Raw genomic sequence first — 22,769 nt, 5'->3', positions numbered from 1 at the left:
TCACTCTCCCGCATCTACTTTTATCTCAGGATGTCGCGTGCAACCCATTATTTCCATCCAGCAACTCAGCAAGACGTATGCCTCCGGCTTTCACGCGCTCAAGTCCGTGAGCCTGGACATCCAGCACGGCGAGATTTTCGCGCTGCTGGGTCCTAACGGCGCGGGCAAGACCACGCTGATCAGCATTGTCTGCGGCATCGTCAACCCCAGTTCGGGCAACGTGACGGCCGATGGACACGACGTCGTCCGTGACTACCGCGCCGCCCGTGCCAAGATCGGGCTGGTTCCGCAGGAGCTTTCGACCGATGCGTTTGAAACCGTCTGGTCCACCGTGAGCTTCAGCCGGGGACTGTTCGGCAAACCGCCCAATCCGGCATACATTGAAAAAGTGCTGCGCGACCTTTCCCTGTGGGACAAGAAAGACAGCAAGATCATGGCGCTTTCAGGCGGCATGAAACGCCGGGTGCTGATTGCCAAGGCGCTGTCGCACGAGCCGACCATCCTGTTCCTTGACGAACCCACGGCCGGCGTGGACGTGGAGCTGCGGCGCGACATGTGGCAAATGGTGCGCGACCTGCGCAGCAGCGGCGTCACCATTATCCTGACCACGCACTACATTGAGGAAGCCGAGGAAATGGCCGACCGCATCGGTGTGATCAACAAGGGCGAGCTGATCCTGGTGGAGGACAAGACGGTGCTGATGCGCAAGCTGGGCAAGAAACAATTGAGCCTGCAGCTGCAAACGCCGCTGCAAAGTATTCCGGACGCCCTGGCCGGGCTGCCGCTTGAACTCACCAAGGAGGGCCACACCCTGGTCTACACCTTTGATACCCAGATCGAGGAGACCGGCATCGCGGCATTGCTGAAGCAGCTGGCCGAACTTCACATCGACTTCAAGGACCTGCATTCAAGCGAGAGTTCGCTGGAAGACATTTTCGTGAGCCTGGTGCATTCCGGCCAACCCGCTGTCACTACGAAGGAGGCCGCATGAACTGGCACGCCATCCGCGCCATTTACCGTTTTGAAATGGCGCGCACTTTCCGTACGGTGATGCAATCCATCGCCTCACCGGTGATCTCGACCTCGCTGTATTTCGTGGTCTTCGGCGCGGCCATCGGCTCACGCATGGGTGACATTGACGGCATTGGTTACGGCGCCTTCATTATTCCCGGCCTGGTCATGCTGTCGCTGCTCAACGAAAGCATCTCCAATGCCGCCTTCGGCATCTACATGCCGAAATGGTCGGGCACGATTTACGAGCTGCTGTCGGCACCGGTGTCGTCCATGGAGGTGGTGATGGGCTACGTGGGCGCAGCGGCGAGCAAGTCCGTGATGCTGGGTCTCTTGATCCTCCTCACGGCACGCCTCTTTGTGCCTTACGAAATCGCTCATCCGTTCTGGATGCTGTGCTTCCTGCTGCTGACTGCGCTGACCTTCAGCCTGTTCGGTTTCATCATCGGCCTGTGGGCGGACAACTTCCAGAAGCTGCAGGTTGTGCCCTTGATGGTGGTGACGCCGCTGACCTTTCTGGGCGGTGCGTTTTATTCCATCAACATGTTGCCGCCGCTGTGGCAAAAGATCGCCTTGTTCAACCCGGTGGTTTACCTGATCAGCGGGTTCCGCTGGAGTTTTTACGGCGTGGCCGATGTCAATGTGGGCATCAGCGTGGTGGCCATCCTGGGCTTTCTGGCGCTGTGCCTGGCCACGGTATGGTGGATCTTCCGCACGGGCTGGAAACTGAAGGCCTGAGCGACGGGCTGGCGGCTCACGGCAACGCTTCGGGCGCTATTGATTTTATAGCTGCCCGCGCATGCAATACAGGGGCTACAGGCCAATTTTCCTGGTAAATAGCCGCAACCGGGAGCCGCCGGACAGGCCGGTCCGCAGCTTGAAAGCGTCGCGGCCAGCCTCATATGTGCTCTTTGAAAGTTACACGCCTGAAAGGCCTTATTCATGCCTGCCAATCCCGCCGCAAATTCCGCCGCCCATCCCATTGTTGAGGTCAAGCCGCTCGGTTTTCCGTGGGCCACCATCGACCCTTTTCTCTTTTGCGTGTATCACGACGACGCCTACCCCAGGGGTAATGCGCAGATGGGGCCAGACGCTTCTCTGGCAGGGCGCAACATCGGCCAGGACTTCGCCCGCAAGGACGGCTGGAACATGTACCACGGCCGCACCGTGCCGGGCTTTCCCGCACACCCGCACCGCGGTTTTGAAACCGTGACCATCGTACGCAAGGGCCTGATCGACCACTCCGATTCCCTGGGTGCGACAGCGCGTTTTGGCCAGGGCGACGTGCAGTGGCTGACCGCCGGCAAGGGCGTGGTGCATTCCGAGATGTTCCCGCTGCTGGATGCGCAGAACCCCAATCCGCTGGAGCTGTTCCAGATCTGGTTGAACCTGCCGGCTGCCGGCAAGATGAGCGAGCCGCACTTCACCATGTTCTGGTCGCAGGACATTCCGCGCCTGGATACCAAGGACGCCGAAGGGCGCAGCACCGAAGTGGCCGTGATTGCCGGCCGCATGCAAAACACACAAGGCGCACCGCTGGCGCCGCCGCCCGATTCGTGGGCGTCGCAAGCCCAGGCCGACGTTGCGATCTGGACCATCCGCATGGCACCCGGCGCACGCTGGACGCTGCCCGCCGCCACCGGCGAAGGCACCCGGCGGCAGCTGTATTTTTTCAAGGGGCAATCAGCGGCGCTGGGCGGGCAGACGGTGAATGTGGATAGCGCCATCGAACTGCGGGCCGGCGTAGACGCGGAGATCGTTAACGGCGGCGAAGAAGCCGAGTTCCTGATGCTGCAAGGCAGGCCGATTGGTGAGCCGGTGGTGCAGTACGGCCCCTTTGTCATGAACACACAGGCCGAAATCGCGCAAACCATGGCGGACTACCAGCGCACGCAGTTCGGTGGCTGGGCGTTTGGCGATGACGCGCCCGTGCATGGGCGCGAGCCGGCGCGTTTTGCGCGCCATCCGGGTGGACGCGAGGAGCGCCCAGCAGCCGGCTGACAAAAGACAGGCGCTTGTTGCTATATTTTTAATAGCTACTTGCGCAGATCTCTCATGGCGCCGGGCACTTTTCGCATAAGTCCGGCTTTCCGGTCAGCCCCTCCTCAGTACCCCCAGGCGATATCGGGTTTCGCACGTCCCGCCCACAGGCCGCCGCAGCACGCGCCTACACTCCTCGCCAGCAAGGAGACGCCATGAACCGGGAGCCCAACCCCCAAACAGTCAAACACGAACTGGATGCGCTGGCGCTGGCGTTCTTTCGCGCCGTTTCGTTTGAACCCGGCAGCGCGCCACCTTACGGCGACATCCATGCACTTTTCATCGACGCCGGCCTCCTGATCAAGAACACAGGAACCGCACCCGAAGTTTCCAGCGTGCGCGAATTCATCGCGCCCCGCCAAGCCATGGTGGATAGCGGCAGCCTCACGCGCTTCAGGGAATGGGAGCTGTCGGAGACCACACAGATTTTCGGCAACATCGCCCACCGCTACAGCGCTTACGGCAAGGCGGGAACGATGAACGGCGAAGCATTCGAGGCACGCGGAATGATCTCGACGCAGTTCGTCAAGACACCGCAGGGCTGGAAGATGAGCGCGATGGCCTGGGACGATGAACGGCCTGGCCTGAGCCTGCCGGGTTGACCGGCCAATGCACCGGCGCTGCACGCCGCTCAACGACCCATCAAGCCCGCGTTGACCATCGCCTCATCCAGCGCGGTGAAGGTCATGTTGTGGCGCTCTGTCAGCGGACCACCGCCGGGGACCACATGGCCGTCTGCGGTGTAGCCCACGGCTTTGAACTTCCACACGCCGCCAATCAGCTTGAGTTGACCCACCAGGTCGCCGTTGTCCAGGTGAACACTCACCACTTGTTCGCTGAGGTTTTTGAGTGTCAGGGGCATCGACATGAATCTTCCGGGTGATTGAGGGGTTGATTACTGCGCCGACAAAAAAAGCGCCCGGAGGCGCTTTTTTATTGGCGATGTCGAGGCGAATTACTTCGCCACCACGCGCACCATCTCCAGGCACTTGTTCGAGTAGCCCCATTCGTTGTCATACCAGGCAACGACCTTGATGAAAGTGCCGTCCAGCGCGATGCTGGCGTCTGCGTCAAACACGCTGGTGCAGGTTTCACCGCGGAAGTCGGTGGCAACCACCTTGTCTTCGGTGTAGCCCAGGATCCCCTTGAGGGCGCCTTCGCTTTGCGCTTTCATCTCGGCGCAGATTTCTTTCAGCGTGGCTTCCTTGTTCAACTCGCAGGTCAGGTCCACCACCGACACGTCGGACGTGGGCACGCGGAAAGACATGCCGGTCAACTTCTTGTTGAGCTCGGGGATCACCACGCCCACGGCCTTGGCAGCGCCGGTGCTGGAAGGAATGATGTTTTCCAGGATGCCGCGGCCGCCGCGCCAGTCCTTGTTGCTCGGGCCGTCCACGGTTTTCTGCGTGGCGGTGGCGGCGTGCACCGTGGTCATCAGGCCGCGCTTGATGCCCCACTTGTCGTTCAGCACCTTGGCGATGGGCGCCAGGCAGTTGGTGGTGCAGCTGGCGTTGGAGATGATCGCCTCGCCCTTGTAGGTCTTGTCGTTGACGCCGAAGACGAACATCGGGGTGTCGTCTTTGGACGGTGCGGAGAAGATGACTTTTTTGGCGCCGGCGGCCAGGTGCTTTTCACCCGAAGCCTTGTCGAGGAAGAGGCCGGTGGATTCGAGCACCACGGTGGCGCCGATGTCGCCCCACTTGAGGTTGGCGGGGTCACGCTCTTGCGTCAGGCGAATCTTCTTGCCGTTGACGATCAACGTGTTGCCGTCGACGGACACGTCACCTTCAAAGCGGCCGTGCACCGAGTCGTACTTCAGCATGTAAGCCAGGTACTCAGGCTCGAGCAGGTCGTTGATGCCGACGATTTCGATGTCGCTGAAGCTCTTGATCGCCGAGCGGAACACGTTGCGGCCGATGCGGCCAAAACCATTGATACCAAGTTTGATAGTCATTTGCTGTTGCTCCTGGAAGTTGAAAATCTTTTGGTTCCGTTCGCCCCGAGACAGGCCAGGCTCAGATTGAACGGGTGTAAAGGCTGGCTTATTTCTTCAGCACCTTGCGCACGGTGTCGGCGACGTTCTCAGCCGTGAAACCGAAGTGTTTGAACAGCACCGGGGCAGGCGCCGACTCACCGTAGGTATCGATGCCAACCACAGCCGCGCAGCCGTATTTCCACCAGCCGTCGGTCACGCCCATTTCCACCGCGATGCGGGGGATGCCTTCGGGCAGCACTTCGGACTTGTAGGCCGTTTTTTGTTTGTCGAAGGTCGTGTTGCTGGGCATGGAGACCACGCGCACGGCGATCTTGTGGGCGGCGAGCAGCTCTTGCGCCTTGAGCGCGAGTTGCACCTCAGAACCGGTGGCGATGATGACGGCTTGGGCCTTCTTATTCAGGCCGACTTCTGCGGGCTCGGCCAGCACGTAGGCGCCGCGGCTGATTTCGCCGAGGTCGTGCTTCGGTGCGTAAGGCAGGTTCTGGCGGCTGAGCAGCAGCGCGGTGGGCTTGTTTTTGTTCTCGAGCGCGACGGCCCAGGCGACTGCCGTTTCAGCCGTGTCGCCCGGACGCCAGACGTCCAGGTTCGGAATCAGGCGCAGGCTGGCGGCGTGCTCGATGGACTGGTGCGTCGGGCCGTCTTCGCCCAGGCCGATGGAGTCGTGCGTGAAGACGTGGATAACGCGGATCTTCATCAGCGCGGCCATGCGGATGGCGTTGCGGCTGTAGTCGCTGAAGGTGAGGAAGGTGCCGCCGTAAGGAATGAAACCGCCGTGCAGCGCGATGCCGTTCATGATGGCGGCCATGCCGAATTCACGCACGCCGTAGTTGATGTGGCGGCCGCCGGCGCTCACGCCGTCGGCATTGGCGGTCAGCACGACTTCACCATTCATGTCAAAGCGCAGGTTGGGCGTGGACTTGGTGTTGGTGAGGTTGGAGCCGGTCAAATCGGCCGAGCCGCCCAGCAGCTCGGGCAGGCCGGCGGTGAAGGCTTCGAGCGCGAGCTGCGAGGCCTTGCGCGAGGCGACCGTTTCTGCCTTTTCGTGGGCGCCGATGACGGTGTCGACGGCCAGTTGCGCGAACGACTTGGGCAGCTCGCCCTTCATGCGGCGGGCCAGTTCGGCGGCGAGTTCAGGGTGCGTGGCCTTGTAGGCGGCGAATTTCGCGTCCCACGCGGCTTCTGCAGCCAGGCCCTTGGCCTTGGCGTCCCACGCGTCGTAGGTCTCCTTTGGCACTTCAAACGGCGCATGCGGCCAGTTGAGGGCTTCGCGCGTGAGCTTGATTTCTTCAGCGCCCAGCGGCTCGCCGTGGGCCTTGGCGGTGTTGGCGCGGTTGGGTGAGCCTTTGCCGATATGCGTCTTGCAGATGATCAGCGTGGGTTTGTCGCCGGACTTCTTGGCGCTTTCGATGGCCTGCGAAACCCGTTCAGCGTCGTGACCGTCGATCGGGCCCAGCACGTTCCAGCCGTAGGCGGCAAAGCGCACGGCGGTGTTGTCGATGAACCAGGGCGCGACCTGGCCGTCGATGGAAATGCCGTTATCGTCATACAGCGCGATCAGCTTGTTCAGCTTCCACGCACCGGCGAGCGCCGCGGCTTCGTGGCTGATGCCTTCCATCAGGCAGCCGTCACCCATGAACACATAAGTGTTGTGGTCGACGACGGTGTAGCCTTCGCGGTTGAATTCCTTGGCGAGCAGCTTTTCAGCCAGCGCCATGCCGACGGCGTTGGTCAGGCCCTGGCCCAGCGGGCCGGTGGTGGTTTCAACGCCGGGGGTGTAGCCGTACTCAGGGTGGCCGGGGGTTTTGCTGTGCAGCTGGCGGAAGTTTTTCAGCTCGCTGATCGGCAGCTTGTAGCCGGTGAGGTGCAGCACGGCGTAAATCAGCATGGAGCCGTGGCCGTTGGACAGCACAAAACGGTCGCGGTCAAACCAGTTTGGGTTGTGCGGGCTGTGCTTGAGGTGGCTGCCCCAGAGGGCGACTGCCATGTCTGCCATGCCCATGGGGGCGCCGGGATGTCCGGAATTGGCTTGTTGAACGGCGTCCATTGCGAGTGCGCGTATCGCATTCGCCATCATTGGGGTATTGGCCATGTAGGCAGCTCCGGGAGGGGGGAAGATCAGGGGTAACCCGGTATTTTACCGTTTGCCCCCTGCCGCAGGATTTGGCAGGGGTTTGGGCCTGAAACCGCACACGCATCGTCTAAAGTCGGGGGATGCAAGGCCTCCATTTGACCGCCGACCTTTACAAATGCCGCTGCGAGCCCAGCTGGCTGACCGACGCCGCCAAGCTGGGCGACTGGTGCGTGCAAGCCGTGCAGGCGACCGGCCTGCAGGCCGTTAACCAGCTGTTTCATACCTTTCCCGACACCCTGAACGGCCCGGGCGGCATCACGGCCACTGTACTGCTGGCCGAGTCCCATGTGTGTGTGCATACCTGGCCCGAGCAAAAAGCCGTGACGCTGGACGTGTATGTCTGCAATTTCGGCGGCGACCACTCTGCCCGGGCGCGCAGCCTGATGGACGCGCTGGTGCGGCGCTTTAACCCGGAATGGACCGAGCAACGCTCGCTGGACCGGGGGGATACGCAGTGAGCGGGCTCACCATTTTTCGCGCGCGGCCGCCAGAAACAACGCATTGAGCGACGGCAGCGCGGGCCGCAGGTCGTCGGGCGAGGGCACCGCCGCGTCCAGCCTGGCAAGTTCAGCCTCAATGAAGGCATTGACCCGCGGAAACGGTGCCGACAGGCCCAGTTCAGGCGCGCCGCGTTTTTTCTCCAGCATTTCGGCGATATCGGCGAGCAGGTCCGTCTCACCCTCGATCAGGTGCAGCAGGCTGGCGAACTCGATGGGCGCGGCCGTGCCGTAGCGCTCCAGCCAGCGCACCGCAAGCAGCGGCCGCAGCACATAAAAATACTTCTTGAGCCGCACCATTTCGCCCTGCAGGTGCTCGCGGTAGTTGCCCTTGGCCGAACTGCGGTAATGGTGGATGCCCCGCTCGCACGAGTAGACCAGCGGCAATAAGCGCCGCGCCTCTTCGGCGAAAAGGCCGTTCTCGATGTATTTGATCGGGGATTGAATCCACTCGACAAAACCCGGGTTCGACTTCCAGAAGAGGCGCAACGCTTTGCGCAAATCCCAGCCGTTGAGGTCGATGTCGTCGACGATCGGATATTCGATGACGTCACGGCGATCCTCAAGATCGAGCGACAAATAGTCGTCAGCCGGCCGTGCGTAGATGAATCGCACGTCGAAATCGCTGTTCGGCGAGGCGAATCCCCAGGCCCGGCTGCCGGACTCGATCGCCATCAGGATGCGTACGCCGTGCTCTCGTTCGGTCGCCGCGAGGCGGCTCATGATTTCGGTGTGTATTTCGGGAGGGATCATCGGCAGGCTTTCGGATTTCAGTCTTCAAGCATTCTGCATGAGCAGCTCCCGTTAAACTGCCGCCATGCCCTCTGCACCCATCAAAGCCATGATCATGGCCGCCGGCCGCGGCGAGCGCATGCGGCCGCTGACCGACACCACGCCCAAACCCCTGCTGCCGGTGCGCGGCAAGCCGCTGATTGACTGGCAGGTTGCTGCGCTGGTGCGCGGTGGTTTTACAGGTCTTGTCATCAACACGGCCTGGCTGGGTGAGCAGATTCCGGCCCATTTTTCGGCGCTTTCTTCGAGCCATTTCGGGCTGCAGCCCAATCAGGACGGGCGCGAGCAGCTATCAATTTCATACTCGCACGAAGGTGTGGACTTTGGCGGCGCACTGGAAACCGCCGGAGGCATTGCGCGTGCGCTGCCGCTGCTGGGCGACATTTTCTGGGTGCTGGCGGGCGATGTGTTTGTGCCCGGCTTTGAATTCACCCAGGCCGCCGCCGCCCGGTTTGCCGCCGGCAACAAGCTGGCCCACCTCTGGCTGGTGCCCAACCCGGCGCACAACCCGAAAGGCGATTTCGGCCTGGGCCCCGATGGCCTGGCGCTGAACCTGCCCAAGGACGACCCGCAGCCCAAATTCACCTACAGCACCATCGGCCTGTACCGGCGCGAGTTGTTTGACAGCCTGCCCTCCGGCAACCCGCAGGGCCTCAAAGCCCCTCTGGCACCGCTTTTGCGTACGGCCATGGACAATCAAGCCGTGAGCGCGGAGCTGTATGAAGGCGCCTGGACCGATGTCGGCACGCCGGCGCGGCTGGAAGAGTTGAACCAAACCATTACGAACTGAAGCACTAAAGCGGAACGCACATGAGCACCCCCAAGATCTACGAAAAACGCCGCGCTGCCATTGCCCGCGCCTTGAAAGCAGCCGGCGGCGGCATCGCCCTGCTGCCCACCGCGCCCGAATACCCACGCAACCGCGACAGCGACTTTCCCTACCGCCACGACAGCTACTTTTATTACCTGACCGGTTTCAGCGAGCCCGACAGCTGGCTGGCGATCGAGGCCAGCGGCAAAACCACGCTGTTCTGCCGGCCCAAGGACCTGGAGCGTGAGATCTGGGACGGCATACGCCTGGGCCCCAAGGCTGCGCCGGCTACCTTGGGTGTGGATGCCGCGTTCAGCGTGGAAGCGCTGGAAGAAAAGATGCCCGAGTTGCTGGCCAACCAAAGCGCAGTGTGGTTTCCGTTTGCCACACACAAAGGCCTGGAAACGCAAGTGGACGGCTGGCTCAACAAGGTACGCGCCCGCGTGCGCTACGGCGCCGAGTGCCCGCAAAGCCAGCACGATTTGTGCAAGCTGCTCGACGAGATGCGGCTGGTCAAGGACAGCCATGAAGTCGGCATCCTCCGGCGCGCAGGCAAGATTTCAGCCGGCGCCCACGTGCGCGCCATGCAGACCTCCGCCGCCATGCTGCGCAACGGTGTGAAAGGCGGCCTGCGTGAATACCACCTCGAAGCCGAACTGCTGCACGAGTTCCGCCGACATGGCTCGCAATTCCCGGCCTACGGCAGCATCGTCGCAGCCGGCGCCAATGCCTGCATCCTGCATTACCGCGCGGGCGACACCGAACTCAAACCCGGCCAGCTGTGCCTGATCGACGCCGGCTGCGAGCTGGACGGCTACGCCAGCGACATCACCCGCACCTTCCCGGCCGATGGCAAGTTCACGCCGGCCCAGCGCACGCTGTACGACATCGTGCTGGCCGCGCAGGATGCCGCAGTGAAAGTGACCAAACCCGGCAAACGCTTTCTGGATCCACACGATGCGGCAACACGCGTGCTGGTGGAAGGCATGCTGGACACCGGCCTGCTCGACAAAAAGAAGCATGGCAAGGTCGACGACGTGCTCGAGTCCGGCGCCTACCGCCAGTTCTACATGCACCGCACCGGCCACTGGATGGGCATGGATGTGCATGACTGCGGCGACTACACCGAGCCCGGCAGCAAGCCGCGCGAAGAACAAGACGCCCTGGGCCAGACCGTGATGCGCAAACCCTCACGCATCCTGCGGCCCGGTATGGTGCTGACCATCGAGCCCGGCATCTATGTGCGGCCCGGCAAGAACGTGCCCAAGGAATTCTGGAACATCGGCATCCGGATCGAGGACGATGCGCTGGTGACGGCCAAGGGCTGTGAGCTGATGACGCGGGGCGTGCCGGTGGATGGGGATGAGATTGAGGCGTTGATGAAGGGGTGATTGCGGCAATTCTGCCCAAGCAAAGAGTTGAGCGATCACCCTCGGAAATGCTATTTATTTGATAGCTGCTCGCGCTGATTTTTATTGGGCTTGAGGCCTAAATACCTCTTGAAATGGACCTGAATACGGGTCCATTTTTAGTTTGGGAAGCCAAAACCTCCTTCTGGCGCGGTTGGGAAGCTTCGTAAGCTTGTTTTCGGCATAAAAAGTGCCGTGCAGCTAATAGAGCGTGCGCCAGCGGCTATTGAATTAATAGCAATTGATTTCTTCGTCGGCAATGCGACGTCGGTTAAATCGGTTCCTGCTCCGGCACGTGTGTTCTGCTGCGGCCTGCTGGCCGGGGTTGCCGGCAGCAAGTAACTTTCTTTTGCTTCGCCAAAAGAAAGTCACCAAAGAAAAGGCGACCCGCAGTCTGGGTCCCTGCGCTGCGCTTCGGGCAACCTGCGGTGCTCGAGGCAAGCGGGGTCTCGCTCGAACTCGCCTTCGGCTCAGACAATCGCGATCCCTGATCCGCTTGCCTCTGCGCTCCTCGGCCCAGCCAGGACGGGGGGAAGTCCGAAGACAAAAAAACCAACACCCAATACCAACAAGGACACGCTATGGCGTGTCCTTGTTTCTTCAGGTGTTCGGTATTGGTATTCCTTCCCCCACCCCTTCTGTATGCGCCGAGGAGCGGAGGGCCAGACGGATCAGGGCAAAAACTTGTTTGAGCCGCAGGCGAGTTGTTTTTGACCCCGGCTGGACCGAGCACCGCAGGTTTCCCTGAAGCGAAGCGCAAGGGACGCAGACAGCAGGGTCGCCTTTTCTTTGCTTACTTTCTTTTGGCGAAGCAAAAGAAAGTGAGTTGCATGCCGGGCAACCCCCGGCCAACTACCCTCAGAAAAAAGCGCAAACGCCGGAGCAAGAACCGGCCAAAACTCAGGCCAACCCCATCCCCCTCCGATGCCCCTGCGTAAAAGCCTCCTCAAATACCGAATACCCCGACAAGTCACTGTGCGCAAAATGCAGCCGCTGCCAGGGCGCCTGCAAACGCCCCTGCAGCGCCCGCAGTACAGCATGGTTCCGGATACCCGGCACCGGCACGCTCATGGCGTGGCCATAACGCGTAATGTCCAGGCGGATCGCCTTGTCCGCGAGGTCAGGGTGGGGGACTGACAGTTCCCTCAAAAGCGTGTCGCGCCAGTGTGTCCAGGGTTTCTCGATCAATTTTTTTCTTGCATCCGCACCCAGCCCGAACGCGCGGTAGCAGGTGAGCACGGTCGGGCCGGGCACAGACCGAAAGCTCTGGTGCATGGCGTCAACATAGCCAAGGCCTTCACGCGCGCCGGCATCAGGCGCATCCCCGCCGTAGATCACGTTGTCCCAACTGGGCGCAGCGCCGGGCGGATCGTGCAGGGCTGCATCGATATGCAGGTTGGCCACCAGCCACGGCGCGTAGCGCAGCTGGCCGACGGCCTCGCGCAGGGCGGGCGGCGGACTTTCGACCACGCGCGCTGCCACAAACAGCGGCATGGCCATGATGCATTGATCGGCCTGCCAGCGTTCGACGGCATGGGTGGCGGCATTGAACGCATCGACTTCCACACCGTGGCGGCCCGCGGCCACGCGGATGACAACCCGGCCGGTACGCAAGCGCTCGCCCAGCGGCGCCGCCAGTTGCCGCGTCAGCCAGCCGTTGCCCTCGGGCCAGGTGAGTACGCCGGCTTCGCGTTCTGCTGCAGACGGATCTCCCGGCGCGTGAAACCCGTGGCGGCTGGCAAAGTAGTGAATGCCGGCCCAAGCCGAAACCTTGTCCAGCCCGGCGCCGTAGTCGTCGCGACAGCAGTAGTCAAGGTACCAGCGCAGCGGCGCGCTGGTGAGTTGCTGCTGGTTCAGCCAGGTTTCAAACGTCATGGCGTCCAGCGCGCGGTGTTGCGGTGCCAGGGGTGCCCCGGTCACAGGAATCAGAAAGGGGGCCGCAGACGAGGCTTGCTGCACCAGTACCGCAAAACGCCGGTACTCGTCCAGCGCGCCGGTCTCCAAGTCCTGTACCGGCAGCAGGCCTTCCTGCCACTGGCCCTTGATAAACAGGCGCTCCTGCGGGCTGTGGCAGAGGTGGCGTTCATCGTAGACCCAGCGGCCGGCCACGCGACGGCGCAGCGATAGCTCTTCCAGCAAGTCCTGGACGTCGCGCGCGTCGTCGCCCGGTACCGGCAGGTAGTGCGCGCCCAGCGGGCAGGGCACGCCATTGACCACACCGGCGCGGCTGTTGCCGCCGGCGCTGTCTTCCAGCTCCAGCATCACAAAATCATCGATGCCGCGCAGGCGCAGTGCGCGCGCCGCCGCCAGGCCGGCGACGCCGCCACCCGCAATCAGCACACGCGTACGCTGTGTGATGGAAGGCGCGGGCCAGGTGCGCGCCTTGCCGGGCTCAGGCCGCAGTGCGTGGCCGCGCTCGTGGCTGATGCCGGTAAAACCACCTTCGATATGCCTGGTTTGCCTACACCCCAGCATGGGGAGCGCGGATGCGGCCAGGAAATGGCGGCGCTTCAATGCAGCACCTTGCCCCATTCCTGCTCGTAGCTGTGCACCAGGTCCTGGCTGGAAAGCCGGTTGACGGGCGCCGGCACGCGCGACATGTCTTTCGGGAAATCAAAGAGCAGCGGCAGGGTTTGGGCATCCAGGAACCGCAAGCCGGAGGGCAGGGCGGCCACCTGCGTGGTGGGGCTGAAAGGCCGCCGGCCGGCGGCCACAAAACCCCATTCGCCGAAGCTGGGCACGTTGGCATGGTACGGCGCGGTTTTCAGGCCCACCGACTCCAGCGTGCTGACCACCGTCCAGTAGCTGCGGCGCGCCACCAGAGGGGAGGTGGTCTGCACCACGGCATAGCCACTGGCCGAAAGATGCCGGTCAAGCAAGGCGTAGAACGAGTTGGTGTAGAGCTTGCCGATGGAGAAGTTGGTGGGGTCGGGGAAGTCAACAATGATGATGTCGAACATGTCGGCGCTTTTGTCGAGCCACTGGAAGGCGTCGGCATTCACGACACGCACTTTGGGCGACAGCAGCGCATCGCTATTGAGCTGCCGCAAAGCCGGCTGCTGGCTGAAGAGGGTTGTCATGGCCGGGTCCAACTCGACCAGGGTGACGCTTTCCACGCCGGGGTATTTGAGGACCTCACGCACCGCCATGCCGTCGCCGCCGCCGAGCACCGCGACTTTTTTCGGTGCGCCGTGCGCGCTCATGACCGGATGCACCAGCGCCTCGTGGTAACGGTATTCGTCGCGCTCGGCAAACTGCAGATTCCCGTTAAGGAATAACCGATGGCCCACGCGGCCATTGGTCACCACAATGCGCTGGTAGGGCGTAGTGGCGGTAAAGACCACGGTGTCCTGGTAGAAGTGATCTTCAGCCAGGGTGGTAATTTGCTGGGCGCCCGCAAAGCCAGCGCCCAGCGCGCACAACACCAGCGCGCAGGCAGCCGCATGCGCCTTGAAGTGCCTCAGCTCATGGCGAAACAGCCACAGCGCCCACACCGCGACCGCCGCATTCATCAACCCAAACAGCAGGCCGGTGCGGATCAGGCCCAGCTGCGGTACCAGCACCAGCGGAAATGCGAGCGACACCGCCAGCGCGCCCAGGTAGTCAAACGTGAGGACTTGCGACACCAGCTCCTTGAGCGCCACGTTGCGACGCAGGATGCGCATGACCAGCGGAATCTCCAGCCCCACCAGCGTGCCCACCAGCAGCACCATGGCATACAGCAGAAAGCGGAAGGCGGCGGGAATATAGGCATTGGCCAGGAACAGCGTAGCCGGCAACACACCGCCAATCAGCGCCACCAGCAGCTCTATGCGCAAAAAGTGCGCCGGCAGCTGACGCTCAAAAAACCGCGACAGCCAGGATCCGATGCCCATGGCGAACAGGTAGCTGCCAATGATGGTGGAAAACTGCAACACCGAATCACCGAGCAGGTAAGACGCCAGCGCGCCCGCAGCGAGCTCATACACCAGCCCGCATGCCGCGACCACAAAAACGCTGGCCAGCAGCGCGACTTCGAGAGGGCGCGGTGTAGAGGGTGTGGAGGAGTTAGTGTTCAAAACAGAGATGCCGATGAACTGCAGAAATGCGATGCGAAGCGAGCCGATCAACAACGGCGCCTAGGGCGTAGCGAGCGGGCCGCGGGCAAGGCGGACGGAGCACAGGAACCGGAACGTACTTGCGGTACGTGAGGGTTCCGAGCACCGGACAAACGCAGCCCCCGGCTCGCGCAGTAGCCCCGAAAGAATCACCCGTGGATGGCGGCGGCTACTATCACGCAGATGCCCAGCGCCATCGCCGCCACAACGACGGCCAGCGCCATATTCTGCTTCTCGACGATCTCCAGCCACAAGTCGTACGGCGTCATTTTGTCGATGATGACAAAGCTCAGCCAGAAGATGATCACGCCGATCAGCGCGAACAGGATTGAGCCGAGGAAAGCGGCGGGTTTAAGCCATTCAAGTCCCATGATGTTCTCCAGAAAAAATCTGCCAGATTGAATACAGGTAAAAGGAGGCCGCCCTCATTTATGACCGCCTCCGCCGGAATAGCCACCGTACGAGCCTCCCGAACTCCGCGCGCTGCTGGACGAAGAACAGTTCTCGACCCTGGGATCGCAACGCGAACAGCGGGTCATCAACAAAAGAACCAGCAGGATCAACACCACCACGATAACGGTGCCGCAACCTATGCCCGATGCGCTGCTCAGGGGCGCGGCATCCGTGCGTTTGAAGAGGTCTTTCTTGCCTTCCAGATTGAAGGCCCTGGCCACGAGGTCGCCGTCCACCTTGCTGCCGCTGGACCAGGTGATTTCATTCGGGGCTTCCTCTTGCGACAGCAGCGCGCTGCCGCTGGCAAAGTCGCGGTTGAATGTTTTTTGCCCGCGCTCGACCTGCCAGTAGAACTCGCCGGCCACATAGGTGGTTTCAGCACGGTAGCTGCTTTGCAGCTGGTAAGTTGTCTTGAGGTAACTGGCGCGGTCGTCACCCGTCTTGAAGCTGGGCGCCCCGGTGACCGGTTTGACCACACTCCAGCCGTCGGTGGCATCCACCAGAAATGCGAAGCCGCGCTTCTGGTTGTAGAGCAGGTATTCGTCCCAGCCAAACAGCTCGTCGGCGTCCTCGGGCTCGTGTCCCATGCGGTGCTGAAAACCCACCACCTGCCATTTCACACCCTGCAGCTGGCCGGTGGTGCCCAGCGCGATCAAGGGGCTGACAGGCTCCTCCTGTATCGCATGCTTGAGCGCCGCCCCAATACCCTGCGTGAGGTCGATGATGCTGCTGCAGGAGCGGCAGGTGATGCTCTTGCTGCCGGCCAGCGTGACCTCGACCGTCGCGCCGCAATTGGGGCAACTGAACTGCTTGCCGGAGATATTCTTGGCGAACTCGTCTTTCAATCCGGTGAGTTTGAGGTCGTCCAGCAGCACTGAGCGGCCCAGCGACAGGGCAGGCGCCCCGCCGGGTCCCGTGCCGTAATCCATGCTGAACACGTCACCGTCGGCGCTGCGCAGCTCCACCATGGGGAACGGCACGCCCAGCGCGGGCAGATGAGGGAGTTCGCCCTGGGCGGACAGCAGCGCCACGCTCTCGTTGGACGCGACGCTGAAGGGCTTGGCATTGATGGCCGTGGTAGCGCCGACGCGAAAGCTTTCGGCCGGGGGCACGGCGCGCTGAAGGCTGGTAGGGCGGCTGAAAACATAGGCACCGTTGTCTTCACTCAGGAAGGCCGGGCTGCCGTCGTCCAGCACCGCGTACCACTCGGTCCAGGTACCCTGGGCGTACTTGTATTGCAGCCGGCCGACAAGCGTGAAGTTGCGGCCCTGGTGGATCCCGGATGCCTGCAGCTGCAGGGGGCTGAAGTCGTTGAACAGCTCGGCCATCTTCCCGATGCGCGACAGCGTGTCGCCGTCGCGCACGACCGTGCTCTGGCAGTAGCCGCATACCGCATGGGTGGACTGCGCGCTGCGGAATTCAACGGGCGCGCCGCAGCCGGGACACGGCGCGCGGTAGGCGCGTTGCTGGGTGACTTCAGTCACAGCAGATGAAACTCAGCGCCAGAAGGAGGGCACGCGCAGCGAAGGGCCGCCCCGAGCAAGCGATGGCCCCCTCAGGGGGCTGCGTAGTACACGAAGTGACAAGCGTGGGAGCCACATGCTCAGACCAGCTTCTTCAGCAGCTCGGCCTTCTTGGCGTCAAACTCTTCCTGAGTCAGGATGCCCTTGGCCTTGAGTTCGCCGAGTTTCTCGAGCGTGGCCATCACATCGTCGGGCTTGACTGCCGCAGCCGCTGCCGCTGCTGAAGCCGCCTGGGCCGTGTTGCCCTGCAGGCCTTGCTGGAGGTTTTGCGCCAGCACCTGGCCCAGGGCCACCCCGGCGCCCAACCCCATGGCGTCACCGGCAATGCCGCTGCCCCCGCCACCACCGCCTTCGGCGAACTTAGGGATGGCCTGCGCCGTCTGGTACTGCATGAACTTGCCCATGTCGTTGCCGACCATGCCCATGCCAATTTTCTGGTCAAGGATCTTCTGCAGCTCTTCAGGCAGCGAGACGTTCTGCACCGTCATGCCCTCGAGCTTCAGGCCGATCTTGGCAAACTCCGGTACAAGTTGTGCCGCCAATGCCTGCGCAAACACCAGCTGGTTCGCGGCGAGGTCAAGAAAGGCGATGTTGCTGGCTGCAATGGCCGCGGAAATATTCTGCAGCACCAGGCCGCGCAGCTGCCCGTCAAGGTCGGCCGTGGTGTAGCGGTCGCGCGTGCCCGAGATTTCGGTGTGAAAGAGCTTGGGGTCGGCAATCCGGAAGTTGTAGTTGCCGAAGGCGCGCAGCCGGACAGCACCGAAGTCCTTGTCGCGAATGGTGATGGGCTGGGGCGTGCCCCACTTCTGGTCGATCTGCTGGCGGGTGCTGAAGAAGTAGACGTCGCTCTTGAAAGGAGACTCAAACAGCTTGTCCCAGTTCTTGAGGTAAGTCAGCACCGGGATGGTCTGCGTCGTCAGCTTGTACATACCGGGGCCGAAGACATCGGCGATCTTGCCCTCGTTGACGAAGACCGCCATCTGCGACTCACGCACGGTGAGCGAAGCGCCGTACTGGATCTCCATCTCGGCCATCGGGAAACGCCAGGCCAGGGTGCCGTCATCGTCCTCGGTCCACTGGATGATGTCGATGAACTGTTTCTTGATGAAGTCCATTAAGGCCACGGCGCGCTCCCTTGAAGTGGTTGTCGGGCAGATGATACCTGCAGGAAATGTCACGGTGCGCGTCTTTGTGCCATTGGCTTTGCCCACCTGGTGCGCCCGGTCGCGATGGCGCAGGGTGTACTGTTGTGCCGCGATGCGGGCAATAGGGCTCACCCGTCCCCATGACGGCTATGAACCACTTAGGGCCAATCAATTGGCCTTGTAGTTAGCCTTTTACTATTATTAGCAGCATGTTGATCGTTCTGAGCTATCCAAGGAGAATCCGATGACCCAACTTGTCCGCACCAACTTGCCCACCCTCAAGAAAACGGCCAGCTATTACGTGGTGCACGTCACCGTCGCGGCACTGGTGGCCTACGCAGTCACCGGCAACTTCCTCCTGGCCATCACGCTGAGCCTGCTGGAGCCAACCGTGCAGGCTTTCGCGTTTTTCTTTCACGAGAAAGCCTGGCAGCGCTGGGGCGGCGAGCAGGCAGCCCTGGCCACGGCCCGCGCCTAGCAGCGCGCCATGTCAGGCCGCGCCCCAGACCTCCTGCGCGGTCTCGACCACCAGGCGCAGCTTGTTGCGCTGCGCTTCGACGGCGATATTGTTGCCGTGCACCGTGCTGCTGAAGCCGCACTGCGGTGACAGCGCGAGCTGCTCCAGCGGTGCGTATTTTGCGGCGTCCTCGATGCGGCGCTTCAGGTCGTCCTTGCTTTCCATTTCGCCGAACTTGGTGGTGACCAGGCCCAGCACCACGGTCTTGCCCTTGGGCAGGTAGCGCAGGGGCTTGAAGTCGCCGCTGCGGCTGTCGTCGTATTCGAGGAAATAGGCGTCCAGGTCCATCTCCTTGAGCAGCGCTTCGGCCACCGGCTCGTAGTTGCCGGCCGCGGCGTGGGTGCTCTTGAAGTTGCCGCGGCACAGGTGCATGGCCAGCGTCATGCCGGCGGGCTTTTGCGCGACCACCTTGTTGATGAACCTGGCGTAGCGATGCGGCAGCTCGTTGGGATCGTCGCCGCGCTGGCGCGCCGCTTCGCGCATTTTTTCGTCGCAGAGATAAGCCAGGTTGGTGTCGTCCATCTGCACATAGGTGCAGCCAGCCGCGGCCAGGCTGCGCAGCTCGTCGCCATAGGCTTTAGCCACATCGTCGTAAAAAGCCGGATCGAGCTCGGGATAGGCTTCCTTGCTGATGCCGGCGCGGCCGCCGCGAAAGTGCAGCATGGTGGGCGAGGGAATGGTGACCTTGGGCGTGTTGCCGGCGCTGACCTGGCTTTTGAGGTACTGGAAGTCGGCGAGCTGGATGTCCTTCACGTGGCGCACCTTGTCGATCACGCGCATCACCGGGGGCGCCAGTTCCATGGTGCCGTCGGGCCGCTGGATCGTGACCGGGATGTCGGTCTTCACCCCGCCGATCTGCTCCAGGAAATCGATGTGGAAGTAGGTGCGGCGGAATTCGCCGTCGGTGATGCTTTTCAGGCCCACGTCTTCCTGGAACTTCACGATTTCGGTGATGGCCTGGTCTTCAACCTTGCGCAGTTGTTCAGGCGTGATCTGGCCCTTGGCTTTTTGTTCGCGGGCCTCGAGCAGGTACTGGGGACGCAAAAAGCTGCCGACATGGTCGTAGCGGGCGGGGAGTTTGGCGGTCATGGGAAAGTCTCCGTAGTTTGCAAGTACAGGGCCTCATGGTATTCCAGCTAAAACTCACTTCATTGAATACAACAACTCCGTATTTACCCTCAATATCCCTGTTTTTCTTGGCTTTTCGGCAATTTATGTATACATTGAGTATCCATGGATGCCAAAAAACCCGCTTTTCCGTTGAACGCCTGGTACGCCGCCGCCTATGACGTCGAGGTCGGCCGCAAGCTGCTGGCGCGCACGATCTGCAAACAGAAGCTCGTGATGTTCCGCCGCACAGACGGCCAGATTGCCGTGTTGGAGGACGCCTGCTGGCACCGGCTCTTGCCGCTGTCCATGGGTACGCTCAACGGCGACGAGGTGACTTGCGGCTACCACGGCCTGGTCTACAACGCGCAGGGCCGCTGCACCCATATGCCCAGCCAGGAAACGCTGAACCCCTCGGCCTGCGTACGCGCCTTCCCGGTGGTGGAAAAGCACCGCTTCGTCTGGGTCTGGCCCGGCGACCCGGCCAAGGCGGACCCGGCGCTGGTGCCCGACATGCACTGGAACGACGACCCGGCCTGGGCCGGCGACGGCAAGCTGATCACCGTGAAGTGCGACTACCGCCTGGTGGTGGACAACCTGATGGACCTGACCCACGAGACCTTTGTGCACGGCTCCAGCATCGGCCAGCGCGCCGTGGCCGAAGCGCCCTTTGTGGCCACGCACGGCGACCGCACCGCCACTGTGACGCGCTGGATGGAGAACATAGACGCGCCACCCTTCTGGGCCGGACAGATCGAACATGCGCGCGGCTACAAGGGCAAGGTGGACCGCTGGCAGATCATCAAATTCGAAGCGCCCTGCACCGTGAACATCGACGTCGGCGTGGCCGAGGCCGGGTCGGGCGCGCCGCCCAGGGACGGCCGGCCCGGCGACCGCAGCAAGGGCGTCAACGGTTTTGTGCTGAACACGGTGACGCCCGAGACCGACGGCAGCTGCCACTACTTCTGGGCCTTCGCGCGCAATTACTGCCTGGGCGAGCAGCGCCTGACGCACCAGTTGCGCGAAGGCGTGGCCGGCATCTTCCGCGAGGACGAACATGTACTGGAGGCCCAGCAGGTCGCCATCGACGAACACCCGGACCATCAGTTCTATAACCTGAACATCGATGCCGGCTCCATGTGGGCGCGGCGCCTGATAGACGGACTGATCGCGAAAGAAAAACCAACGGCGCCTGTCATCGCTATCCGGCTGGCGGCCTGAGGCGGAGCTCATCTTTTATGCGAACCACAATCAATGCTATCAATTCAGTAGCTACTACCGCAGATTCTGTTGGGGCTACAGGCCAAAACAGCCTTGAAAGTGCCCAGGTGCGGGCGCAACTGCAGCTCCGCGAAATGATCCTTGCCGGCGAGTTGCCCGGCGGCGCGCGCATTGCCGAGCTGTCCATCGTTGAAAAGCTCGGCTTTTCGCGCACACCCATCCGCGCGGCATTGATGCGCCTGGAACAGGAGGGTCTGCTGGAGTCGCTGCCCAACGGCGGCTACGCTGTGCGCACGTTCTCGGAGCGCGACGTGTCCGAGGCGATCGAGCTGCGCGGCACGATCGAAGGCCTGTCGGCGCGGCTGGCGGCCGAGCGCGGCGCGCCCACCGTGGTGCTCGGCGAAGCGCGCGAATGCCTGAACCGCATCGACGAAGTGCTGAGCCAGCCGGCCCTTAACGACGAGGCGTTTTCAAGCTACGTGGCGCTCAACGAGCGTTTTCACGCGCTGCTCAGCGAAATGGCGGGCAGCGAGGTGATCGCCAAGGAACTGGACCGCGTGTCCAGCCTGCCCTTCGCCTCGGCCTCGGGTTTTGTGGTGGTGCAGGCCAACTCGCCGCGCGCGCGCGACATGCTCATCGTGGCGCAGGACCAGCACCGCCAGGTACTGGACGCCATCGAGCAGCGCGAGGGTTCACGCGCCGAAGCCATCATGCGCGAGCATTCGCGCCTGGCCCAGCGCAACCTGCGCGCCGCCGTGGCCAGCCACAACCTGGACCAGATGCCAGGCGTGCGCTTGATACGGAAGAAGTGACGCTCCTCCCGAAGCGGCCTGCGCCCGCCTCCCCCTCAATGGGGCGCCACCAATGGCCCGCGAATTGAAGAGACCATGGAGAACTGAAGAATGAGAGCCTGTGCTACTTGGACCGATGCGGTCATTGAATCTTTTGGGGACCTTACGCCCACCGTGCGCGAGTTCCGCATCCGGCCCACGGGTGACGCAGCCACCGTACAACGCCACGAACCAGGCAGCCACCTTCAGATGCAGCTGCTGGTCGACGGCAAGCCGGAACTGCGCTCCTACTCGCTGGTCGGCGAGCCCGACGGGCAAACGTGGCGCATCGCGGTGAAGCGGCTGGACGACGGCCGCGGCGGTTCGCGCGCGATGTGGCGGCTGGCCACCGGCGACCGCCTGCAGGTCAGCGGGCCGCGCAACCATTTCCCGCTGGACTTCAACGCGCCGGCCTACCTGCTGGTGGCCGGCGGCATAGGCATCACGCCGCTGCTGGGTATGGCCCAGGCATTGGCCGGACGCTGTGCGCAGTCGGGCCGTTCACTGCGCATGCTGTATGGCGTGCGCAGTGAAGCTGAACTGGCTTACGGGCAGGCGCTGCGGGCCTGCCTGGGCGAGCGGCTGCAGGCGGCCGTCGACACGCGCATCGATTTCACCGCCGAGATCGCGGCGCTGCCACCGGGCGCGCAAATGTATGTCTGCGGCCCGGTGCCCATGCTGGACGCTGCGCGCCACGCCTGGGAGGCGTCTGGCCGGCCGGCGGCCGACCTGCGTTACGAGACCTTCGGCAACAGCGGACGCTTTTCGCCGCAGGCTTTCCGGGTGCTGATTCCTCGCCACGCGCTGGACATCACCGTGCCGGCCGGTTGCAGCCTGCTGGACGCCCTGGAACAGGCCGGCGTCGAAGCGGTATCCGACTGCAAACGCGGCGAATGCGGCCTGTGCACGCTGGACGTGCTGGCGCTGGACGGCGAGATCGACCACCGCGACGTCTTTCTCAGTGAGCACGAGAGGCAGCAGAACACGCGGCTGTGCGCATGTGTCTCACGGGTAGTGGGCTCGGTGACGCTGGATTCTTCCTACCGGCCTGACGCTTGAACATCGGAAGGTGGTGCTCCGTTTTGGCTTCCCGACAGTTCGTATATAGAACATTGGTGCTCATCACGAACGCTCAGTAAACTAGCGCCAGCCACCCTCATCGGCCTTCTATCCATCCTTATAAATTCAA

General features: G+C 62.6%; 21 protein-coding genes and 1 other RNA gene. 11 read left to right on the top strand and 11 right to left on the bottom strand.

Annotated features, from left to right (window positions below; genetic code table 11):
* The first annotated feature begins 37 nt into the window (after positions 1-37).
* The 4 genes from ACQ4MS_RS09720 (at position 38) to ACQ4MS_RS09705 (ending at position 3,653) form a co-directional block, all read left to right on the top strand.
* Entirely contained in the window at positions 38-991 is a 954-nt protein-coding gene (locus ACQ4MS_RS09720; protein WP_431099273.1) for an ABC transporter ATP-binding protein, read from the top strand.
* On the top strand, positions 988-1,749 hold the full coding sequence (locus ACQ4MS_RS09715) for an ABC transporter permease (protein WP_431099271.1): 762 nt from the start codon (positions 988-990) through the stop codon (positions 1,747-1,749). The genes ACQ4MS_RS09720 and ACQ4MS_RS09715 overlap by 4 nt, the downstream gene beginning before the upstream one ends.
* Positions 1,750-1,953: 204 nt before the next feature.
* A complete protein-coding gene (locus tag ACQ4MS_RS09710) occupies positions 1,954-3,012 on the top strand; it encodes a pirin family protein (protein WP_431099269.1) in 1,059 nt (352 codons plus the stop codon).
* Positions 3,013-3,206: 194 nt separating this feature from the next.
* On the top strand, positions 3,207-3,653 hold the full coding sequence (locus tag ACQ4MS_RS09705) for a hypothetical protein (RefSeq protein WP_431099267.1): 447 nt from the start codon (positions 3,207-3,209) through the stop codon (positions 3,651-3,653).
* A gap of 29 nt (positions 3,654-3,682) precedes the next feature.
* On the opposite strand, the gene ACQ4MS_RS09700 is transcribed toward ACQ4MS_RS09705, so the two are convergent.
* From ACQ4MS_RS09700 to tkt, 3 genes are all read right to left on the bottom strand, one after another.
* On the bottom strand, positions 3,683-3,919 hold the full coding sequence (locus ACQ4MS_RS09700; RefSeq protein WP_431099265.1) for a hypothetical protein: 237 nt from the start codon (positions 3,917-3,919) through the stop codon (positions 3,683-3,685).
* An 87-nt stretch (positions 3,920-4,006) separates the two neighbouring features.
* The gene (gap, locus tag ACQ4MS_RS09695; RefSeq protein WP_431099263.1) at positions 4,007-5,005 is read right to left on the bottom strand and encodes a type I glyceraldehyde-3-phosphate dehydrogenase; all 999 of its coding nucleotides are present in this window, start codon (positions 5,003-5,005) and stop codon (positions 4,007-4,009) included.
* Positions 5,006-5,093: 88 nt separating this feature from the next.
* The gene (gene tkt / locus ACQ4MS_RS09690; RefSeq protein WP_431099261.1) at positions 5,094-7,136 is read right to left on the bottom strand and encodes a transketolase; all 2,043 of its coding nucleotides are present in this window, start codon (positions 7,134-7,136) and stop codon (positions 5,094-5,096) included.
* A gap of 122 nt (positions 7,137-7,258) precedes the next feature.
* Here tkt and speD point away from each other — a divergent pair, with 122 nt between their 5' ends.
* Positions 7,259-7,636: an adenosylmethionine decarboxylase gene (gene speD, locus ACQ4MS_RS09685; RefSeq protein ID WP_431099259.1), complete on the top strand. Its 378-nt coding sequence runs from the start codon at positions 7,259-7,261 to the stop codon at positions 7,634-7,636.
* A gap of 6 nt (positions 7,637-7,642) precedes the next feature.
* Here the strand turns inward: speD and ACQ4MS_RS09680 are convergent, their stop codons facing one another.
* Positions 7,643-8,398, bottom strand: coding sequence for a nucleotidyltransferase domain-containing protein (locus ACQ4MS_RS09680; protein ID WP_431099257.1), 756 nt, complete (start codon positions 8,396-8,398; stop codon positions 7,643-7,645).
* Between the two features lie 94 nt (positions 8,399-8,492).
* Here ACQ4MS_RS09680 and murU point away from each other — a divergent pair, with 94 nt between their 5' ends.
* Entirely contained in the window at positions 8,493-9,257 is a 765-nt protein-coding gene (murU, locus tag ACQ4MS_RS09675) for an N-acetylmuramate alpha-1-phosphate uridylyltransferase MurU (protein WP_431099255.1), read from the top strand.
* 20 nt (positions 9,258-9,277) lie between these two features.
* Positions 9,278-10,669: an aminopeptidase P N-terminal domain-containing protein gene (locus tag ACQ4MS_RS09670; protein ID WP_431099253.1), complete on the top strand. Its 1,392-nt coding sequence runs from the start codon at positions 9,278-9,280 to the stop codon at positions 10,667-10,669.
* A gap of 918 nt (positions 10,670-11,587) precedes the next feature.
* Here the strand turns inward: ACQ4MS_RS09670 and ACQ4MS_RS09665 are convergent.
* The 6 genes from ACQ4MS_RS09665 to ACQ4MS_RS09640 form a co-directional block, all read right to left on the bottom strand.
* On the bottom strand, positions 11,588-13,219 hold the full coding sequence (locus ACQ4MS_RS09665) for an FAD-dependent oxidoreductase (RefSeq protein WP_431099251.1): 1,632 nt from the start codon (positions 13,217-13,219) through the stop codon (positions 11,588-11,590).
* Positions 13,198-14,745, bottom strand: coding sequence for a polyamine aminopropyltransferase (locus ACQ4MS_RS09660; RefSeq protein ID WP_431099249.1), 1,548 nt, complete (start codon positions 14,743-14,745; stop codon positions 13,198-13,200). The genes ACQ4MS_RS09665 and ACQ4MS_RS09660 overlap by 22 nt, the downstream gene beginning before the upstream one ends.
* 55 nt (positions 14,746-14,800) lie before the next feature.
* Positions 14,801-14,875, bottom strand: a non-coding RNA gene (locus tag ACQ4MS_RS09655) — sX9 sRNA.
* 58 nt (positions 14,876-14,933) lie between these two features.
* Positions 14,934-15,155 (bottom strand): DUF350 domain-containing protein, encoded by a 222-nt coding sequence (locus ACQ4MS_RS09650; protein WP_431099248.1) that lies wholly within the window; start codon positions 15,153-15,155, stop codon positions 14,934-14,936.
* Positions 15,156-15,209: 54 nt separating this feature from the next.
* Positions 15,210-16,721, bottom strand: a complete 1,512-nt coding sequence (locus ACQ4MS_RS09645; RefSeq protein WP_431099247.1) for a DUF4178 domain-containing protein — start codon at positions 16,719-16,721, stop codon at positions 15,210-15,212.
* Positions 16,722-16,840: 119 nt separating this feature from the next.
* A complete protein-coding gene (locus tag ACQ4MS_RS09640; protein ID WP_431099245.1) occupies positions 16,841-17,884 on the bottom strand; it encodes an SPFH domain-containing protein in 1,044 nt (347 codons plus the stop codon).
* 265 nt (positions 17,885-18,149) lie between these two features.
* Here ACQ4MS_RS09640 and ACQ4MS_RS09635 point away from each other — a divergent pair, with 265 nt between their 5' ends.
* Positions 18,150-18,383, top strand: coding sequence for a DUF2061 domain-containing protein (locus ACQ4MS_RS09635; RefSeq protein ID WP_431099243.1), 234 nt, complete (start codon positions 18,150-18,152; stop codon positions 18,381-18,383).
* A 12-nt stretch (positions 18,384-18,395) separates the two neighbouring features.
* Here ACQ4MS_RS09635 and ACQ4MS_RS09630 read toward each other — a convergent pair whose 3' ends face one another.
* The gene (locus ACQ4MS_RS09630) at positions 18,396-19,511 is read right to left on the bottom strand and encodes a 5-methyltetrahydropteroyltriglutamate--homocysteine S-methyltransferase (protein WP_431099241.1); all 1,116 of its coding nucleotides are present in this window, start codon (positions 19,509-19,511) and stop codon (positions 18,396-18,398) included.
* A gap of 144 nt (positions 19,512-19,655) precedes the next feature.
* Here ACQ4MS_RS09630 and ACQ4MS_RS09625 point away from each other — a divergent pair, with 144 nt between their 5' ends.
* The 3 genes from ACQ4MS_RS09625 (at position 19,656) to ACQ4MS_RS09615 (ending at position 22,639) form a co-directional block, all read left to right on the top strand.
* On the top strand, positions 19,656-20,750 hold the full coding sequence (locus ACQ4MS_RS09625) for a Rieske 2Fe-2S domain-containing protein (protein ID WP_431099239.1): 1,095 nt from the start codon (positions 19,656-19,658) through the stop codon (positions 20,748-20,750).
* A gap of 17 nt (positions 20,751-20,767) precedes the next feature.
* Positions 20,768-21,562: a GntR family transcriptional regulator gene (locus ACQ4MS_RS09620; RefSeq protein ID WP_431099237.1), complete on the top strand. Its 795-nt coding sequence runs from the start codon at positions 20,768-20,770 to the stop codon at positions 21,560-21,562.
* 90 nt (positions 21,563-21,652) lie between these two features.
* Positions 21,653-22,639, top strand: a complete 987-nt coding sequence (locus ACQ4MS_RS09615; protein WP_431099236.1) for a PDR/VanB family oxidoreductase — start codon at positions 21,653-21,655, stop codon at positions 22,637-22,639.
* Positions 22,640-22,769: the final 130 nt, after the last annotated feature.

The organism is Polaromonas aquatica, assembly GCF_050626995.1.
Classification (GTDB): domain Bacteria; phylum Pseudomonadota; class Gammaproteobacteria; order Burkholderiales; family Burkholderiaceae_C; genus Polaromonas; species Polaromonas aquatica_A.
Note: the sequence above shows the minus strand (reverse complement) of the source record. Positions and strands in the feature narration are given on the sequence as shown.

Bases quoted from the DNA above. Each gene is read 5' to 3' on its own strand.
- ACQ4MS_RS09615 (WP_431099236.1), top strand. From the start codon at position 21,653: ATGAGAGCCTGTGCTACTTGGACCGATGCGGTCATTGAATCTTTTGGG.
- ACQ4MS_RS09705 (WP_431099267.1), top strand. From the start codon at position 3,207: ATGAACCGGGAGCCCAACCCCCAAACAGTCAAACACGAACTGGATGCG.
- ACQ4MS_RS09665 (WP_431099251.1), bottom strand. From the start codon at position 13,219: ATGGGGCAAGGTGCTGCATTGAAGCGCCGCCATTTCCTGGCCGCATCC.
- ACQ4MS_RS09670 (WP_431099253.1), top strand. From the start codon at position 9,278: ATGAGCACCCCCAAGATCTACGAAAAACGCCGCGCTGCCATTGCCCGC.
- ACQ4MS_RS09625 (WP_431099239.1), top strand. From the start codon at position 19,656: ATGGATGCCAAAAAACCCGCTTTTCCGTTGAACGCCTGGTACGCCGCC.
- gap (WP_431099263.1), bottom strand. From the start codon at position 5,005: ATGACTATCAAACTTGGTATCAATGGTTTTGGCCGCATCGGCCGCAAC.
- ACQ4MS_RS09710 (WP_431099269.1), top strand. From the start codon at position 1,954: ATGCCTGCCAATCCCGCCGCAAATTCCGCCGCCCATCCCATTGTTGAG.
- ACQ4MS_RS09680 (WP_431099257.1), bottom strand. From the start codon at position 8,398: ATGAGCCGCCTCGCGGCGACCGAACGAGAGCACGGCGTACGCATCCTG.
- ACQ4MS_RS09635 (WP_431099243.1), top strand. From the start codon at position 18,150: ATGACCCAACTTGTCCGCACCAACTTGCCCACCCTCAAGAAAACGGCC.
- ACQ4MS_RS09650 (WP_431099248.1), bottom strand. From the start codon at position 15,155: ATGGGACTTGAATGGCTTAAACCCGCCGCTTTCCTCGGCTCAATCCTG.
- tkt (WP_431099261.1), bottom strand. From the start codon at position 7,136: ATGGCCAATACCCCAATGATGGCGAATGCGATACGCGCACTCGCAATG.
- murU (WP_431099255.1), top strand. From the start codon at position 8,493: ATGCCCTCTGCACCCATCAAAGCCATGATCATGGCCGCCGGCCGCGGC.
- ACQ4MS_RS09630 (WP_431099241.1), bottom strand. From the start codon at position 19,511: ATGACCGCCAAACTCCCCGCCCGCTACGACCATGTCGGCAGCTTTTTG.
- ACQ4MS_RS09700 (WP_431099265.1), bottom strand. From the start codon at position 3,919: ATGTCGATGCCCCTGACACTCAAAAACCTCAGCGAACAAGTGGTGAGT.
- speD (WP_431099259.1), top strand. From the start codon at position 7,259: ATGCAAGGCCTCCATTTGACCGCCGACCTTTACAAATGCCGCTGCGAG.
- ACQ4MS_RS09715 (WP_431099271.1), top strand. From the start codon at position 988: ATGAACTGGCACGCCATCCGCGCCATTTACCGTTTTGAAATGGCGCGC.
- ACQ4MS_RS09620 (WP_431099237.1), top strand. From the start codon at position 20,768: ATGCGAACCACAATCAATGCTATCAATTCAGTAGCTACTACCGCAGAT.